General features: G+C 71.8%; 16 protein-coding genes and 1 pseudogene. 11 read left to right on the forward strand and 6 right to left on the reverse strand.

Translation table 11 applies throughout. The annotated features are described in order from the left end of the window. Positions 1 to 14 precede the first annotated feature (14 nt). Both ACZ5TL_RS04170 and ACZ5TL_RS04175 read right to left on the reverse strand, forming a co-directional pair. Entirely contained in the window at positions 15 to 683 is a 669-nt protein-coding gene (locus ACZ5TL_RS04170; protein ID WP_468587460.1) for a hypothetical protein, read from the reverse strand. Continuing rightward, the gene (locus ACZ5TL_RS04175) at positions 680 to 1918 is read right to left on the reverse strand and encodes an AAA family ATPase (RefSeq protein WP_468587462.1); all 1239 of its coding nucleotides are present in this window, start codon (positions 1916 to 1918) and stop codon (positions 680 to 682) included. Before ACZ5TL_RS04175 ends, ACZ5TL_RS04170 begins: the two co-directional genes overlap by 4 nt. 372 nt (positions 1919 to 2290) lie before the next feature. On the opposite strand from ACZ5TL_RS04175, the gene ACZ5TL_RS04180 reads away from it, so the two are divergent. After that, positions 2291 to 2749, forward strand: coding sequence for a hypothetical protein (locus ACZ5TL_RS04180; protein ID WP_468587464.1), 459 nt, complete (start codon positions 2291 to 2293; stop codon positions 2747 to 2749). A gap of 158 nt (positions 2750 to 2907) precedes the next feature. After that, positions 2908 to 3450, forward strand: a complete 543-nt coding sequence (locus ACZ5TL_RS04185; protein WP_468587466.1) for a hypothetical protein — start codon at positions 2908 to 2910, stop codon at positions 3448 to 3450. 140 nt (positions 3451 to 3590) lie between these two features. On the opposite strand, the gene ACZ5TL_RS04190 is transcribed toward ACZ5TL_RS04185, so the two are convergent. Then, entirely contained in the window at positions 3591 to 4550 is a 960-nt protein-coding gene (locus ACZ5TL_RS04190; RefSeq protein WP_468587468.1) for an ATP-binding protein, read from the reverse strand. Positions 4551 to 4702: 152 nt separating this feature from the next. After that, positions 4703 to 5122 (reverse strand): RidA family protein, encoded by a 420-nt coding sequence (locus tag ACZ5TL_RS04195; RefSeq protein WP_468587470.1) that lies wholly within the window; start codon positions 5120 to 5122, stop codon positions 4703 to 4705. 113 nt (positions 5123 to 5235) lie between these two features. Between ACZ5TL_RS04195 and ACZ5TL_RS04200 the strand changes: the two genes are divergently transcribed. Beyond that, positions 5236 to 5616: a winged helix-turn-helix transcriptional regulator gene (locus tag ACZ5TL_RS04200; RefSeq protein ID WP_468587472.1), complete on the forward strand. Its 381-nt coding sequence runs from the start codon at positions 5236 to 5238 to the stop codon at positions 5614 to 5616. A 25-nt stretch (positions 5617 to 5641) separates the two neighbouring features. Here the strand turns inward: ACZ5TL_RS04200 and ACZ5TL_RS04205 are convergent, their stop codons facing one another. Then, complete coding sequence (locus ACZ5TL_RS04205; RefSeq protein WP_468587474.1) at positions 5642 to 6403, reverse strand: CDP-alcohol phosphatidyltransferase family protein; 762 nt, start codon at positions 6401 to 6403, stop codon at positions 5642 to 5644. Positions 6404 to 6511: 108 nt separating this feature from the next. On the opposite strand from ACZ5TL_RS04205, the gene ACZ5TL_RS04210 reads away from it, so the two are divergent. The 5 genes and pseudogenes from ACZ5TL_RS04210 to ACZ5TL_RS04230 form a co-directional block, all read left to right on the forward strand. After that, on the forward strand, positions 6512 to 7504 hold the full coding sequence (locus tag ACZ5TL_RS04210) for a zinc-dependent alcohol dehydrogenase (protein ID WP_468587476.1): 993 nt from the start codon (positions 6512 to 6514) through the stop codon (positions 7502 to 7504). 160 nt (positions 7505 to 7664) lie between these two features. Continuing rightward, positions 7665 to 8063 carry a 6-pyruvoyl trahydropterin synthase family protein gene (locus ACZ5TL_RS04215; RefSeq protein ID WP_384859740.1) on the forward strand — a complete coding sequence of 133 codons (399 nt, stop codon included), beginning with the start codon at positions 7665 to 7667 and terminating at the stop codon, positions 8061 to 8063. Next, positions 8060 to 9265, forward strand: a complete 1206-nt coding sequence (locus tag ACZ5TL_RS04220) for a glycosyltransferase family 4 protein (RefSeq protein ID WP_468587478.1) — start codon at positions 8060 to 8062, stop codon at positions 9263 to 9265. The genes ACZ5TL_RS04215 and ACZ5TL_RS04220 overlap by 4 nt, the downstream gene beginning before the upstream one ends. Beyond that, positions 9262 to 10389 (forward strand): methyltransferase domain-containing protein, encoded by a 1128-nt coding sequence (locus ACZ5TL_RS04225; RefSeq protein ID WP_468587480.1) that lies wholly within the window; start codon positions 9262 to 9264, stop codon positions 10387 to 10389. The genes ACZ5TL_RS04220 and ACZ5TL_RS04225 overlap by 4 nt, the downstream gene beginning before the upstream one ends. Continuing rightward, positions 10386 to 11645: pseudogene (locus ACZ5TL_RS04230) on the forward strand (lysylphosphatidylglycerol synthase transmembrane domain-containing protein); the annotation flags it as partial. The gene ACZ5TL_RS04225 and the pseudogene ACZ5TL_RS04230, both read left to right, overlap by 4 nt. A gap of 158 nt (positions 11646 to 11803) precedes the next feature. Here ACZ5TL_RS04230 and ACZ5TL_RS04235 read toward each other — a convergent pair. Beyond that, on the reverse strand, positions 11804 to 12532 hold the full coding sequence (locus ACZ5TL_RS04235; protein ID WP_468587482.1) for a creatininase family protein: 729 nt from the start codon (positions 12530 to 12532) through the stop codon (positions 11804 to 11806). Positions 12533 to 12573: 41 nt separating this feature from the next. Between ACZ5TL_RS04235 and ribA the strand changes: the two genes are divergently transcribed. The 3 genes from ribA to ACZ5TL_RS04250 all read left to right on the forward strand — a co-directional run bounded on the left by ribA (position 12574) and on the right by ACZ5TL_RS04250 (position 15590). Next, positions 12574 to 13233: a GTP cyclohydrolase II gene (gene ribA, locus ACZ5TL_RS04240; RefSeq protein ID WP_468587484.1), complete on the forward strand. Its 660-nt coding sequence runs from the start codon at positions 12574 to 12576 to the stop codon at positions 13231 to 13233. A gap of 148 nt (positions 13234 to 13381) precedes the next feature. Continuing rightward, on the forward strand, positions 13382 to 14443 hold the full coding sequence (locus ACZ5TL_RS04245; protein ID WP_468587486.1) for a saccharopine dehydrogenase: 1062 nt from the start codon (positions 13382 to 13384) through the stop codon (positions 14441 to 14443). After that, positions 14433 to 15590, forward strand: a complete 1158-nt coding sequence (locus ACZ5TL_RS04250; protein ID WP_468587488.1) for a saccharopine dehydrogenase family protein — start codon at positions 14433 to 14435, stop codon at positions 15588 to 15590. Before ACZ5TL_RS04245 ends, ACZ5TL_RS04250 begins: the two co-directional genes overlap by 11 nt. Position 15591: the final 1 nt, after the last annotated feature.

Consider the following 15591-nt stretch of genomic DNA (forward strand, 5'->3'; position numbering starts at 1 on the left):
CTCGTGACCGGTGGTCAGCTCCAGCCGGCGAGATCGACGACGAAGTCCGCGTACGAGCGGTTGGTGCCACGCGGGGAATGGATCAGCCGGTGCCGCAGCGCCTCGCGAGCGACCGTGGGGCCGTCGCTCTCCCGGAAGACCGGTGCACCGAGCCCTCGCTTCAGCTCCTCCTTGGCGTCCTTGATGCGGCCGGTGTCCTTGTCGAGCAGACGGTCGGGGACCTTCCAGCGCGGGCGGACGTGAGGGAATGCGTCCGGAAAGAGCAGCAGCCAGCCCTCGCTCTCCCACGCGGCGAGCGCGATGGCCGACCGGAACTCCTGGCACTGGCGGGCGAACTCGTCGGTCAGTGCCGTACGGATGCGGTCGTACTGGGCGTCGGTGAAGCCGTCCAGGTCCTCGTGGACGACGAACCCGAGCAGGTCGGCCCGCTGCTGGCGTGCCTTGGCCCGGGCCTTGCCGGTCAGTGCCCTCACCGCGGCGGCGAGGTCCGCGCCGGACTTCCTGCGCAGCCGCACCGGGTCGTTGATACGGACCAGCTTGGCCACGGTGCTGAGATCCGGCCGGTGGGCGCGTATGAGCGCGGCCAGGATCTCGCAGTCGTTCTGATCCTCACCGGCCAGCACGATGACGCCCCGCCCCTGAGCCCGGGACGTCCGCCCGGCCTGCCGCCCCTTCGAGGTCACAGCTCACCCCCGGTGAGGTCGCCGCCCAGCACGCCGGAGAACCACAACTCCCCGAGTGGCTGTTCCCCCGACTCCTCGACGATGTCCCTCACCTCGTCGACGGTGAGGGCGGGGATGATCGACGCGCCGTCCTCATCGCGGTCGCACACGACGAACTCCTCCGGACGCAGCCGGTTGACGAGCGCGGGCGAGTGGGTGGCGACAATGAACTGCGTCCGCTCGGCCGCCTCACGCAGCCGTTGCACGACGAGTTCGAGCGCCTGCGGATGCAGCCCGTGGTCGATCTCCTCGATGCACGTGAACGCCGGAGGGTTGGGGTCGTACAGCAGGGCCAGGAGTCCAAGAAGACGGACGGTTCCGTAGGAGGCGTCGGCGAGCGGGGTCAGGCGGCGCAGACCGCGCTCGCGCAGTACGACCGTCAGCTGGTCGGTGGCCCCGCCGACCTCCTCGAACTCGATGTTCTCCAACTGCGGCAGGACCGTACGGGCGTCGGCGACGAGATCGTCCCAGATCTCCTCGCGGCCGCTGAGGTGGATCAGGAACCCGGCCAGATTCTCGGCGTGCGGCGAGAGAGTGGCGAAGTCCGTGCCGCGCAGGCGGGTCGGCTGCCGGGCCGCGGTCACGTCGACGTCGAAGACCCGGAACGACGACAGGCGGTCGGCCACTCGCGTCACCTCGTCGCCGCCGTCGGAGGGACCGAGCCGGGGAAGCGTGGACAGGCCGCTGCTCAGCCTCCGGATGCCGAAGCTGCCGCTGTCCTTGCTCTCGCCCGCCCGTACGTCGAGGATCCGTGCCTCCTCACCCGAAATGGTGATACGCCGCCCGCGGCCCTGCTTGCGCTTGAACGCGAAGCTCTCCTCGCGGGAGAGGCTGTAGTAGGACGGTCGTTCATCTGTCGGTTTCGTGCGCAGGGAGCGGCGCCGGATGGTGAGGCTGTACTCGTCCGGTGCGTTGAGGGTGGAGTTGGTCGTCCAGGTGGCCTTGAGCTGGATGCGCATGGACGTCGGGGGTCTGTGCCCGCCCCAGAAGGCCACTTCGTCGAACCCACCGCGCGTGTCGAGGGCCGGCTGGAGGTCGGTGCGGATGATGTCGGCGAGGAAGTCGAACACCTTCAGCACATTGGACTTGCCCGCCCCGTTCGGGCCCACTAACACCGTGAGCGGACCGAGCGGAACGGTCACGTCACGCAGACTGCGGAAGTTCTCGACGTGCAGCTCGAGGAGACGGCCAGGCATGGGACGAAACCTATCGGGTCGGTGATCGCGGTGCGGGGCGTGGGCCGAATGCGGTGCCCGCGCTGCTGCGTCCTCCGTCCTGTCCGCGCGCGGTCCGGTGTGGGGTGAACGGACACGGGGAAAAGGCTAGGCCGAGTCACTGACATCGGGCCCGGGATTCGGTGAGACCCTGCGTGTCCTCGGCTTCCCCGACCAGCTCGACGCCCTCGGCTCGATCCCCGCGATCATCGGGGGGCAAAGGAGAAGCTGGCGGCAGCGAGGGACAAGGTCGCGGCGAAGACACTGGTCGCCGTCACGGACCGCCGCATCATCACCAAGACGAACGCCTTCCTCGAGCAGGGCGAAATCCGTCAGGAAATCCCGATCGACCGAGTGCGATGCTTCCGAGCAGCGACACAGGACAAGAGTGAGCGCCTGGCGATCGACCTCATCACGCGCGACGAAGGCATCCGGTGGCTCTTCCGCGCCGACATCGCCAACACTCAAGTGGACGCGCTCGCCGCCGTGCTCGCCGAGTCGATGACGATTCCGGACGAGGAGCGCGCCGAGCTTCTACAGCGGCGCCATGCCTCCATCGAGGCGGGCAAGAAGGGCGAGAGCACAGGCGCGAGATCCATGGAGCCGACTGGATCCGAGGCCACGAGAGTGAGGCGGCGAGGCCTGCTATACGCCTACGACAAGGTCGACAAGCGTGGTGATCAGGGCTTCCTCACTGACTCCGGCGGGCGGATGTCCGAAGAAGCGGACCGATATGGAGCAGCCCGATTCGGTCTTCCTGTTCCTGAGTGTCAGCGCTCTGCGGGGCCCGGAATCCTCACCGCAGAAGCGTAACAACCGCCGGTCCGGCTGGGTCGGCCAGTTCCCACGCCGCCTGATTTCACGCGATCGGGTGGTGCGGCGGAGCAGCGGGCACGGGCCGGCCGCGCGAGCCGTTCGAGCGGGTGACGGGGACTTCCCGTCCACTGTCATCACGGCGACGGGAGCACACCATGGGCCTGCACTTCCACCGCAACCCCGACGGCACGACGACCGGGCGGAACGAGGCCAACGGCTTCACGGTGACGCATGCCGAAGAAGAAGAGGTGAAGCGGCAGTTGTACGAGGACGCCGGGTGGGAGTACACGCCTGCACCGCCTCCGGTGCCGCCCGGGTTCCATCGGTTCTCTCTGGTGCACGACGAGTTCCGGGCCTCCGGGTTCGGGGACGAGAGGTATGCGGGGCTGCGGGCGAGTCCGCCGGAGGGGTGCGTGCCGGTCGACTGGGGGTGCTTCGCCCTGGAGTGCGAGCGGCCGGGGAAGACGCTCATGGACGCGGTCGCCGGTACCGTCACGGAGATCCGCCGGGAGCACGGGCTGGTGATGAACAGCCTGGGTGTCGAGAAGCCCCAGGAATGGTTCGACGCGGACAACAAGAACGGATACGCGGCGAAGACCGTCGCGCACTTGGTGCTGATGGCCGCCGACCGCGCCCGACTGCTCGGATACGGGCGCAAGGACCTGGTCCGGCTACTCGATGCCACGGGGATCGAGTAGCCGGTGCGGTGGGGCAGCGGTCCCTGACCTCCGGCGTCGCTCCAGCGACGGGTTCAGGATCCGGGCTCGCACCGACAGGGAGCGGTCGGGGGTGTCTTCACTCCTTGCCTCCCTTGCCTCCGGGCGGAACGCCACGAGCGTCAGGTGAGGGGCAGGGCGCCCGGGACGTACTCCGGATCCACCTGGGCCGCCAGGTCCCCGCCCGTGCGGGCGTCCGCCCAGGCGTGGACGTTGCGCAGGTGGAATTCGACCGCGTGACGGTGGAGCCGGGCCCAGTCGCGGGGCTGGGAGTCGACCGTCTCGCGCAGGATGCGCAGGGCGTGGAGGTTGTGCGGCTCCAAGGACGCCAGCGCGTCCGGGCCGGGCTCGGCGCGGCCCTGTTCGGCCGCGCGGATCCAGGGGGACTGCACCAGGTGGGCCAGGAGGTCGTCCCCCACCTGTTCCTTGAGGAAGAGGAGGTCGTCCTCGCAGGTCACCTTGTTGCCGATGACCGCGATGCGGATGCCGAACTGTTCCGCGTGGTCGCGGTACTGGCGGTAGACCGAGACTCCCTTGCGGGTGGGTTCCGCCACCAGGAACGTGATGTCGAAGCGGGTGAACAGGCCGGAGGCGAAGGCGTCCGCGCCCGCCGTCATGTCGACGACGACGTACTCGCCGGGGCCGTCCACCAGGTGGCCGAGGTACAGCTCGACCGCGCCGAGCTTGGAGTGGTAACAGGCCACCCCCAGGTCGGACTCGTCGAACTCGCCCGTGACCATCAGCGGGACGCCGCCCGCCCGGCCGACGTGCCGCGCGTGCAGCTCGTCGTCTCCCAGCGGGCGGAGCAGGCGGGAGCCGCGGCCGGGCGGCGTCGTCTTGATCATCGCCTCGGGGGAGGTGATGCGCGGGTTGGTGCCGCGCAGGTAGTCCTTGATCTCGGGCAGGTGCGCGCCCAGGGGAGGAGCGGACTCCTCCTCGCCGCCCAGCGCCTCGGCCAGGTGCTGGTTGATGTCGCCGTCGATGGCGAGGACCGGGGCGCCGGAGCGTGCCAGGTGGCGGGAGAAGAGTGCCGACAGCGTGGTCTTGCCGCTGCCGCCCTTGCCGACGAACGCGATCCTCACGACCGTCCCGCCTTCCTCACGACCGTCCCACCTTTTTGAAAATGGATGTCATGTGGTTGAGTTTTAGAGAGTGGTGGTCAGCGATGTCAAATCGACTGCTCCGTATGGGGCTTGAGGGCTTCCCTTGCGCTTACGCGCCGCTGATCAGCCCCTCACGCGGGCAGCTTCGTGTCGATCACGCAGCTGATCTCGACCAGCTGTCCGAGGAAGGTCAGTTCGGTGACCCCGAGCGCCGTGGCGACCGGGCGGTGGGTGCCGTAGTACGCCCGGTTGCCCTCCGCCACCACCTCCGCGTTCCGCACCAGGTCCACCACGTACAGCGTCTGGGAGACGATCTGGTTCCGGGTGACGCCGTAGTGGGTGAGGACCTTGTCGATGTTGGCGTAGGTCTGCCTCAGCTGGGCGGCCACGTCGTCCTCGGGGCGGAAGCCGCCCGCCTCGTCGAACGAGAGCTGTCCGGAGACATGGATCAGATCGCCGGACCGGATCGCCTGCGCGTAGCCGAAGTGGCCCTCGGCCGGCACGCCGTGGTCGTAGACGTCGGGTGCCGCGTGGTCATCGAGAGTGGTCATGGTTTCCGTCCTTCCGTCGAGCGCGCACCCGCGCTCTCTTGTGGTTACTCGGAAACCGTAGGAGAGTGACCGCCGACCTGGAAGAACGCACTTTTCAGTGACAGGGGAACCAGATGGTAACCAAGCAGGTGAGGGGCCTGCCCGAGAACGCGGACCTGCGGCGGGCGGACTCCCTGGCGCGGGAGATCTTCTCGGACGTGGCCAACAAGTGGGCGCTTCTGATCATCGAGGCCCTCGGTGAACGCACCCTGCGCTTCAGCGAGTTGCGCGACGAGGTCGAGGGAGTCAGCCACAAGATGCTGACCCAGAACCTGCGGATGCTGGAGCGCAACGGCCTGGTCGACCGGAAGGTGCACCCCACCGTGCCGCCCAAGGTCGAGTACACCCTCACCGAGCCGGGCCGGGCCCTGCGCGCCACCGTCGACGCGATCTGTGGCTGGACCCACCGGTATCTCGGTCATATAGAGGCAGCGCGTGGGCGGTTCGGCACCTGACCCGGCCCGCGACCCGATCCGGAAGTCAGCCCGCGACCAGTTCCCGCACCGGCCGCGGAGCCGGGGCCCGCTCGACCCGCGAGGCGCGGTACAGCCACAGCACGTCCCGCCCGAACGACCACACCAGCAGGCCCAGAGCCAGGGCCGCCACCCCGAAGTTGGCGGCGTACGGCAGCAGATCGGCGCCCGCCAGCAGCAGGAGCACACCCTGGAGCGCGGCGACCGTCTTGCGGGCGGTGCTCGGCGGGAGCGCGGCGTTCAGCCAGGGCCAGACGCGGGCGGCGGCGACGAAGACGTACCGCATGCCGCCGACCAGCAGCACCCACGGGCCCAGCTGCGTCGACACGTACACGCTGAGCACCAGGATCAGGAACGCGTCGACCTCCATGTCGAAGCGCGCGCCCAGCGGGGTCGAGGTGCCGGTGCGGCGGGCCACCTTGCCGTCGACGCCGTCGAGGATCAGGGCCACAGCCGTCAGACCGACGAACAGCGACACGGGCGGGGAGCTCTGGAAGGAGTCCGCGACCAGCGCGGTGACGCCGCCGACGAGGGTGGCCCGGCCGAGGGTGACCCGGTTGGCCGCGCCGAAGGAGCGCAGCCGGGAGCGGTGCAGGGCCCGGGAGAGCACCGCCCAGGTGGCGATCGCGAACGCGAGGCCGCTCAGCCAGCCCGCCGGGCCCATCCCGATCGCCGTACCGATCAGGGCGAGCAGCAGGATCTGCGCTCCCGCCCCCACGGCGGTCTCCTGCTGTACGAGCCTCGCGTCGTAAGTGTTGTTCAGGGCCACCGAACACCCTCCGGCCGTGTGACAGAGTCGATCAACGCCGCTACCTTGTGCGCGGCCTGTGCACCCCTCGGTACGCAAGCAGCTTCCCGATCGTTCAGGAGGACTTCGATGAAGCACACCGCACGGTCGTTCTGGATCGACTCGCCTGGGCGAGGGGAGATCCGGGACGTCATCCTGCCGGAAGCGGGCGAGGGCGAGGTGCTGGTCCGCACGCTGTACTCCGGCGTCAGCCGCGGCACGGAGACGCTCGTCTTCCGCGGCGGTGTGCCCGTCAGCCAGCACACCGCCATGCGGGCGCCGTTCCAGGAGGGCGGCTTCCCGGGCCCGGTGAAGTACGGCTACCTCAACGTCGGAGTGGTGGAGGAGGGGCCCGGGGCGCTCGCCGGCCGTACGGTGTTCTGCCTCTACCCGCACCAGACCCGGTACGTCGTCCCGGCGAGCGCCGTGACACCCGTGCCGGACACCGTGCCCGCCGAACGGGCCGTGCTGGCCGGGACCGTGGAGACCGCCGTCAACGCCCTGTGGGACGCCGCGCCCCTCATCGGCGACCGGATCGCCGTGGTCGGCGGCGGCATGGTCGGCTGCTCGGTGGCCGCCCTGCTCGCCCGGTTCCCCGGCGTCCGCGTCCAACTGGTCGACGCCGACCCGTCGCGCGCCAGGACCGCCGAGGCCCTGGGCGTGGGCTTCGCCTCTCCCGAAGGCGCCCTCGGCGGGTGCGACCTGGTCGTCCACGCCAGCGCCACCGAGCAGGGCCTCGCCCGGTCCCTGGAACTCCTCACCGCCGAGGGGACCGTGCTCGAACTGAGCTGGTACGGCGACCGGCAGGTCGGCGTGCCGCTCGGCGAGGCCTTCCACTCGCGGCGGCTCGTCATCCGCAGCAGCCAGGTCGGCACCGTCTCCCCGGCCCGTCCGAACCGCTCCTACGCCGACCGGCTCGCCGTCGCTCTCGACCTGCTCGCCGACCCGGCGCTCGACGCCCTCGTCACCGGTGAATCCGACTTCGAGGACCTGCCGGACGTGCTGCCGAAGCTCGCCTCCGGCGAGATCCCCGCGCTGTGCCACCGCGTCCGCTACGAGGAGAGCGATCGACGCATCGGCTGACGATTCCATCCATCCGGTGGGGCTTTGCTACGACGAGAGCGCCTGACCTGAGAAAAGACGTAGCGGAGGCTGAACGGGGGAAGACAAGCAGCCGTACTACCCGGCATCTCCGGCAGCCATCGGCCGGGGAGCAGACGCGCCGCACCTGGAGGGTCGTCCGTTGTTCAGCATCACCGTCCGCGATCACATCATGATCGCCCACAGCTTCCGTGGCGAGGTCTTCGGACCGGCACAGCGCCTGCACGGGGCCACGTTCCTCGTGGACGCCACGTTCCGGCGCGAGCAGCTGGACGAGGACAACATCGTCGTCGACATCGGGCTCGCCACCCAGGAACTCGGAGCGGTCGTCAGCGAGCTGAACTACCGCAATCTCGACAACGAACCCGATTTCGCCGGCGTCAACACCTCCACGGAGTTCCTCGCCAAGGTCATCGCCGACCGGCTCGCCGAGCGCATCCACAAGGGGGCGCTGGGCGAGGGCGCCAAGGGCATCGCGGGTCTCGCGGTCACCCTGCACGAGTCGCACATCGCCTGGGCGAGTTACGAGCGTGCGCTGTGACCGACACGACCATCGAACGGCCCGGCCAGAGCGGACCGGCGCCGGCGCGGCTGAACTATGTTCCCGTGCAGCACGCCAATGTGAAGAACGCCGAGATCATCCCCATGTCCCTGCGCACCGTGCACTTCGTGCTCCCGGGCGGCGTCGACGACCTGACGGCGCCGAGCGGCGGCAACGCGTACGACCGCCGTGTCTGTCTCGACCTGGCCGGCTTCGGCTGGCAGGTGACCAAGCACGTGGTCGCCGGTGACTGGCCCCGGCCGGGCGCCGCCGCCCGTACGGAACTCGCCGCCGCCCTGGCAGCATTGCCCGACGGGGCCGTCGTCCTGCTCGACGGGCTGGTGGCCTGCGGTGTCCCGGAGATCGTGGTCCCGGAGGCGGAACGGCTGTGCATGGCCGTCCTCGTCCACCTCCCGCTCGGTGACGAGACCGGACTCGACGCGACCGTGGCCGCCGAACTGGACGCCAAGGAGCGGGCGGTGCTGCGGGCGGTGCCGGCGGTGATCGCCACCAGTGACTGGGCGGTCCGCCGCCTGGTCGCCCACCACGGCCTCCCCCCGGAGCGGGTCCATGTCGCCGCCCCCGGCGCCGACATCGCGCCGCTCGCGCCCGGCACCGACGGTGTCTCGCGGCTGCTGTGCGTGGCCGCCGTGACCCCGCGCAAGGGCCAGCACCGGCTGATCGAGGCACTGGCCACGGTGACCGACCTGCCGTGGAGCTGCGTGTGCGTCGGCAGCCTGACCCAGGACCCGGAGTACGTCGCCCATCTGCGGTCCCTCATCGCCGAGCACGGCCTTCAGGACCGGCTGGAGCTGGCCGGGCCGCAGTCCGGCGCGGCGCTGGACGCCAGTTACGCCACGGCCGACCTGATGGTGCTCACGTCGTACGCCGAGACGTACGGCATGGCCGTGACCGAGGCGCTGGCCCGGGGCATCCCGGTGCTGGCCACGGACGTGGGCGGACTGCCGGAGGCGGTCGGCCGAGCCCCAGACGGCGGGGTGCCCGGCATCCTGGTGCCGCCGGAGAACCCCGCCGCCATCGCCGCCGAACTGCGCGGCTGGTTCGGCGAGGCGGACGTACGGCGCCGTCTGAAGGCCGCTGCCCGCAGCCGCCGCGCGGCCCTCGGCGGCTGGGCGACGACCGCACAGAGCCTGGCGGCGGTTCTGCGCCGGCTCCCGACCGAACCCCGGAGGGCCGCATGACGAACCCGGCGACGACCCAGCAGAGCGGGACGATTCCGGCGCAGCCGGGGCCGAGGGAGGCGCTCGAGTCGATGGACGGTGTGATTCCGGGCGCGGGTACCCGTGGGATTCCCGGGCCGGGGGCGGGTGCCGGTGTCGGCTCCGGCCTCGAGTCCGGGCCGGGGGCACAGGCCGTTGCGAGCGACGAGGCCGGGACGCCCCACGCCCCCGGTGCCGTCATCCCCGGCGCCGGCCCCAGTGGCAAGCCCGGCTCACGGCCCACGGTCAAGCTGCGTGAGGCCGACCCCGACGATCCGCCCCGTTACGCGCCCGAATGGCTTCAGCTGCGGGAGCCGGCCGACGCCGCCGCGCGGGCGCACGACCTGCTCGACCCGCTGCGGATCCGGCTCGCCAACCTGCCGGGGAAGCCGGGCGGGGGCGTCATCCACGACCTGGGCTGCGGCACCGGCTCGATGGGCCGCTGGCTCGCGTCCCGCCTGGACGGGGCCCAGCACTGGATCCTGCACGACCGCGACCCCTACCTGCTGCACTTCGCCGCCGTCGCCTCCCCGCGCTCGGCCGCCGACGGCAGCCGGGTCTCCGTGGAGACGCGGCGCGGTGACGTCGCCCGCCTCACCCCGGACGCCCTGCAGGGCGCGTCCTTGGTGACCGCGTCCGCGCTGCTGGACGTCCTCACCCGCGAGGAGGTCGACGCGCTCGCCGCCGCCTGCGCCGGAGCCGGCTGCCCGGCCCTGCTGACGCTGTCCGTCGCCGGACGCGTGGAACTGACCCCGTCCCACCCGCTGGACAAGGAGATCGCCCAGGCGTTCAACGACCACCAGCGCCGCGACGGCCTGCTCGGCCCCGACGCGGTCACGGCGGCGGCCGAGGCGTTCTCCGAACACGGCGCGACGGTACGGCTGCACCCGAGCCCCTGGCGGCTCGGCCCCGAGCAGGCCGCGCTCACCGAACAGTGGCTGCGCGGCTGGGTCGGAGCCGCCGTCGAGGAACGCCCGGAGCTGCGGGCCGAAGCCGACGTCTACCTGACCAACCGGCTGGCGGCCTGCGCCGCGGGCGAGTTGCGCGTCACCGTGCACCACACCGACCTCCTGGCCCTGTGCCGCCCGGCGGGCGGAGTGTCATGACCCCCCAGGCGACGGGAACACGTCCACGACCGGTGTCCACTGCCGGCGCCCTCCTCCCGAAGGCGAGCAACGGCCTGCTCCCGGAGACCGGCAGCGCCTTGCTCCCGGAGACCGGTGGCGGCCCGCGGCGGGACCCTGATGCGCCGGCGGCCGGCAGCGGTACTCCCGCGTCCGCCGGTCCCGGCGTCCCGGGCACGGCCCTGGCCGACGCGGCCGTGCCGTGCCCGGCGGTGGGCGACCCGGACGTGCCCGCCGCCTCGGACCCGTCCGAGCCCGGTCCTCGCCGCCGGCCGGCCGTGGGCACCGCCGGGTGCCCGGGCTCCGAGTCCGCGGCCTCGCCCGGCCCCGGAGCCCCGTCGCCCGGCCATGGCCCGGAGGGCTTCGCCCTCCGCCCCGGCACCTCGCCGCGCGGGCCACTGCGTAGCGCCCTCGGTCGCCTCGGCTCTCCCAAGGTCCGTACGCACCTCGGCACCCTCGCCGGAGTCGCCATCCTGGGCGTGCTGTTCTGGCGGCTCGGCACCGGTGTCTTCCTGGACGGGCTGCGCAGGATCGACGGCGTGACGGTGCTGCTCGCGCTCGGGATCGGGCTCGTCACCACGGTGTGCAGCGCGTGGCGGTGGGCGATCGTGGCCCGCGGGCTCAGGATCCGGCTGCCGTTCGGGCCGGCCGTCGCGGACTACTACCGCGCGCTCTTCCTGAACGCGGCCCTGCCCGGCGGTGTCCTCGGCGATGTGCACCGGGCCGTGCGGCACGGGCAGAGCGAGGGGGATCTGCGGCGGGGCGTGAAGGCCGTCGTCCTCGAACGGGCCGCCGGGCAGCTCGCGCTGTTCGCCGTCGGGGCCGTCGTGCTGCTGACCATGCCGTCGCCGGTGCTGGCCGGGGCCCGGCACCTCGCCCCGCTCGCGGCCCTGGCCGCCCTGGGCGCACTCGCCGTCGTCCTCGCCCTGCGCATGAACCGTGCGGCACCCTCCCCCCGGGGCGGCAAGCTGCGCTCCGCGCTCGCCGAGGCGCGCGAGGGTCTGCTGTCCCGGCGCAACGGGCCCGCGGTGGTGGTCTCCTCCGCAGTGGTGCTGGCGGGTTACGTCGCGATGTTCGTCCTCGCCGCCCGCGTCGCCGGGGCCGCCGCCTCCGTCGCCGTCCTGCTGCCCCTCGCGGTCCTCGCCCTGCTGGCGATGGGCCTGCCGCTGAACGTCGGCGGCTGGGGGCCGCGGGAGGGCGTCACCGCCTGGGCGTTCGGCGCCGCCGGCCTCGGCGCCGGCCGGGGGCTGGCCGTCGCGGTTGTCTACGGCGTGCTCAGCCTCGTGGCGAGCCTGCCGGGCCTGATCGTGCTCGTCGCCCGCTGGTACGCGGGCGTGCGCACCGGGTCCCGGGCCACCGCGGCGGCCCCGGAACCCGGCCCCGCGCCGCAGGGTGACTACGCGTCGGAGGTCAGCATCGAGAAATACGCCCCGAAGGAATCCGCCAGGCTCGCCAGGAGTTCCTTCCCCTTTTCGGCCGAACCCAGCGAAGGACGGCCGATGACACCGGAATCGGTATAGCCGGACATGCCGAGGGTGAGCAGATGACGCCGGTCGTCAGCGACGAAATCAGAGGACTCGTAACCGGGTCGGAGCATGTCGGGATGTGCGTGCAGAAGGATGGAGGTCTCTATTTCCCCCGCGTGCATGTCGGTGAGCAGCGAGGTGACCACACCCGCCCGCTCCCGCGCCGCCTCCCAGTCCTCCGGGGCCGGGAAGAGCGCCATCCGCTCGCCGCGGGCGGAGGATTCCTGAACGACGTTGCCCAGCACGTAGTTTCCGCCGTGCCCGTTGACCACCACCAGGGCGTCGACCCCGGACCGGCGGAGCGAAGCCGCTATGTCCCGTACCACCGCATGAAGGGTCACCGAGGAGATGCTGACTGTCCCCGGCCAGGCCGCGTGCTCGTGCGAGCACGAGATCGTCACCGGAGGAAGGAGGTGCACCGGGTACGCGCCGGCTATCTCTCGCGCGACGGCACAGGCGACGAGCGTGTCGGTCGCCAGCGGAAGGTACGGACCGTGCTGCTCGAAACTCCCCACGGGAAGCACCGCGACCTGCCGTGAGACACCGGAGCCCCGCGTCCGTACGTCTTCCGTGGTGTCCGCCGGCACCAGATCACTCATAACGACACGGCCTTTCGTCTCTGCTTAGGAACTCGAGAATCATGACAGAAAAAATTGGCGTACTCGGCAAGAAGTCACCGCAGCGGAGCGGCGTGGAACGCGTCGTGAATGCGCCCTTGCCCACCGTGTACGGGAAATTCCAGGCGGTCGGTTATCTGGACCACGACCGCGGTGACGAACAGGTGGCACTGGTCTACGGCGAGATCGGCACGGACGACGTCCTCATCCGCCTGCACTCGGAGTGCCTGACCGGCGACGCCTTCGGCTCCCAGCACTGCGAGTGCGGCGACCAGTTGGACGCCGCCCTGCGCGCGGTCGTCGCCGAGGGCGCCGGTGTCGTCGTCTACCTCAGGGGGCATGAGGGCCGCGGCATCGGCCTGCTCGCCAAGCTGCGTGCGATGGCCCTCCAGGCGGAGGGCCTGGACACCGTCGAGGCCAACCTCGCGCTCGGCCTGCCGGTCGACGCACGCGACTACGGTGTGGCCGCCCGGATCCTCAAGGACCTGGGCGTGCGCTCGGTCCGCCTGATGTCCAACAACCCGCGCAAGCGCGAGGCGTTGGTGGACCACGGCATCGAGGTTGCCGAGCAGGTCCCGCTGCTGATCCCGCCGTGCGAGAACAACATCACCTATCTGCGCACCAAGCGGGAGCGCCTCGACCACCACCTGCCCCACCTGGACGCCGTGGTCAGCTCCTCCTGAACTCCCCGGCCGGTTCCGGTCCCCGACGACGTGACCTGGGCGAATCCGTACGCGACCCGCAGGCGGGCCGCGTACGCTTCGTGTACGTCCGACCCATGAGCGTCGGCCTCCCCGCGGCCGACGCCTCACGTCCGGAGGCCCACCCGGTATGACCGAGCTCCACCTGTGGCTGCGCCACGAGGCCCGAAGGACCGAGCGACGCACGCCGATCGTGCCCGACGACGCCCGGCGGCTCGTCGGGAGCGGAGTGGAACTGACCGTCGAGGAGTCCCGGCAGCGGGTCTTCCCGATCGAGGAGTACGAGGCGGCGGGCTGCCGCGTCGCCCCCGCGGGCTCCTGGGTGTCGGCGCCCCCGGACACCGTCGTGCTCGGCCTGAAGGAACTGCCCGACGAGCCGGCCCAGCTGACGCACCGGCACATCTTCTTCGGCCACGCCTTCAAGGGCCAGCCGGGAGCGGGCGGCCTGCTGCGCCGGTTCACCGCCGGGGGCGGGGCGCTGTTCGACCTGGAGTACCTGGTGGACGACACCGGGCGACGCCTCGCCGCCTTCGGATTCTGGGCCGGCTACCTGGGCGCCGCCCTGGCCGTGCTGCAGCACCGGGGCCGGCTTCGGGCACGGCTCACGCCCACGACGAAGGAAGAACTCGACGAGACGCTGCAGCCCGCTCCCGGCGACGCCGAGTTCACCGGCCTCGTCATCGGCGCCCTGGGACGCAGCGGCCGCGGTGCCCGCGTGGCCTTCGCGGCCGCCGGCTCCGACCCGACCTGCTGGGACCTCGCCGAGACCCGTGACCTGGACCGCCCCGCCCTGCTGCGGCACGACGTGATGGTGAACGCCGTGCTCGCCACCACCCCCGTCCCGCCCTTCCTGCGCGAGCGGGACCTCGACACCCCGGGCCGCCGCCTGCGCACCCTGTGCGATGTGACCTGCGACGTCGGCTCTCCGCTCAACGTCCTTCCGCTCTACGACGACACCACCGACTGGGACGAGCCCGTACGCCGGCTGAGGGACGAACCCCCGCTCGACCTGATCGCCATCGACAACCTGCCCTCCCTGCTGCCGCTGGAGTCCAGCGCCGACTTCTCGGCCGCCCTGCTGCCCCACCTGCTCGACTTCGGCGTCTCGGGGCCCTGGGGACGCTGCCTTGACCGGTTCCGCCAGGCCTGCCGGGAACACGGCCTCGACCAGGGGGAGCCCCGTGACCACTGACCCGGCCCCGGCGAGCGGCACCGTCCACTGGGTCGGTGCCGGCCTTTCCACCGGCAGCGGGCTGGCCGCCCTGTGCGACGCCGCCGGGCGCGTACGGCTCTGGCACCGCACCGAGAGCCGTGCCGCCGACGCCCTCGACCGGCTGGGCCTCGCCGGCAGGGCCGAGCCCCGCGCCTACACCCTGTCCGCCCTCGCCGACGGACTCGCTCCCGGCGACGTCGTCGTGTCGATGCTGCCCGCGACGGAGCACGCGCCGCTGCTCGCCGCGTGCGTACGGCGGGGGGCGCACTTCGCCTGCTCCAGTTATGTGTCGGACGCGGTGCTGGAGCAGGTGCCCGCCGCCGGGGAGTCCGGGCTCGTCGTCCTCACCGAGGCCGGACTCGACCCGGGCATCGACCATCTCTTCGCGCACGCCCTCGTCGCCCGGGCCCGGGAGGCCATCGGCGACGGGACGCCCGCCTCGTACACCCTCACCTCGTACTGCGGCGGTGTCCCCGCCGTCCCGAACGACTTCACGTACCGCTTCAGCTGGGCGCCCGCGGGTGTCCTCAACGCCCTGCGCTCTCCGGCCCGTTACATCGAGGGCGGTGCGGAGACGGTCGCCGGGCGCCCCTGGGAGGCGACCCGGCAGCATGCCGTCGGCGGGGAGACCTTCGAGGTCTACCCCAACCGGGACAGCGTCCCGTTCGTCGCGCAGTACGGGCTGCCGGACGCCTGGACACCGCGGACGTTCGTCCGCGGCACCCTGCGCCTGGAGGGCTGGCTGCGGGCCTGGGAGACCGTCTTCGAGGAGCTGAAGCGGGGCGACGACGCCAGGATCGCCGCCCTGGCCCGGGAGCTGGCCGCCGCCTACCCCACCACGGACGCCGACCGGGACCGGGTCGTGCTCGCGGTGTCCCTGGACGTGCGCGCCGAGTCGGGGCGGACCTGGGCGGGCGGCTACCTCCTCGACCTGGTGGGCGACGCCGGGGAGAGCGCGATGGCCCGCTGTGTCTCGCGCACCCTCGCCCTGGGCGCTGGCCACATCCTGGACGGCTCGCTGCCGCCGGGCCTGAACCGGGCGGCCGAGACGGCGGCCCGGTCCGAGCAGTGGCTGGGTGAACTCGCCCGGGGTGGCGTGGAGTTCACGCTGCGCGTCGACCGGTAGC

Source organism: Streptomyces sp. NPDC033136, from assembly GCF_055578235.1.

What these genes read in the sequence shown, in the direction of transcription:
- ACZ5TL_RS04175 (WP_468587462.1), bottom strand. Translation starts at nt 1,918, where the DNA reads ATGCCTGGCCGTCTCCTCGAGCTGCACGTCGAGAACTTCCGCAGTCTG.
- ACZ5TL_RS04185 (WP_468587466.1), top strand. Translation starts at nt 2,908, where the DNA reads ATGGGCCTGCACTTCCACCGCAACCCCGACGGCACGACGACCGGGCGG.
- ACZ5TL_RS04195 (WP_468587470.1), bottom strand. Translation starts at nt 5,122, where the DNA reads ATGACCACTCTCGATGACCACGCGGCACCCGACGTCTACGACCACGGC.
- ACZ5TL_RS04200 (WP_468587472.1), top strand. Translation starts at nt 5,236, where the DNA reads ATGGTAACCAAGCAGGTGAGGGGCCTGCCCGAGAACGCGGACCTGCGG.
- ACZ5TL_RS04210 (WP_468587476.1), top strand. Translation starts at nt 6,512, where the DNA reads ATGAAGCACACCGCACGGTCGTTCTGGATCGACTCGCCTGGGCGAGGG.
- ACZ5TL_RS04225 (WP_468587480.1), top strand. Translation starts at nt 9,262, where the DNA reads ATGACGAACCCGGCGACGACCCAGCAGAGCGGGACGATTCCGGCGCAG.
- ACZ5TL_RS04235 (WP_468587482.1), bottom strand. Translation starts at nt 12,532, where the DNA reads ATGAGTGATCTGGTGCCGGCGGACACCACGGAAGACGTACGGACGCGG.
- ribA (WP_468587484.1), top strand. Translation starts at nt 12,574, where the DNA reads ATGACAGAAAAAATTGGCGTACTCGGCAAGAAGTCACCGCAGCGGAGC.
- ACZ5TL_RS04245 (WP_468587486.1), top strand. Translation starts at nt 13,382, where the DNA reads ATGACCGAGCTCCACCTGTGGCTGCGCCACGAGGCCCGAAGGACCGAG.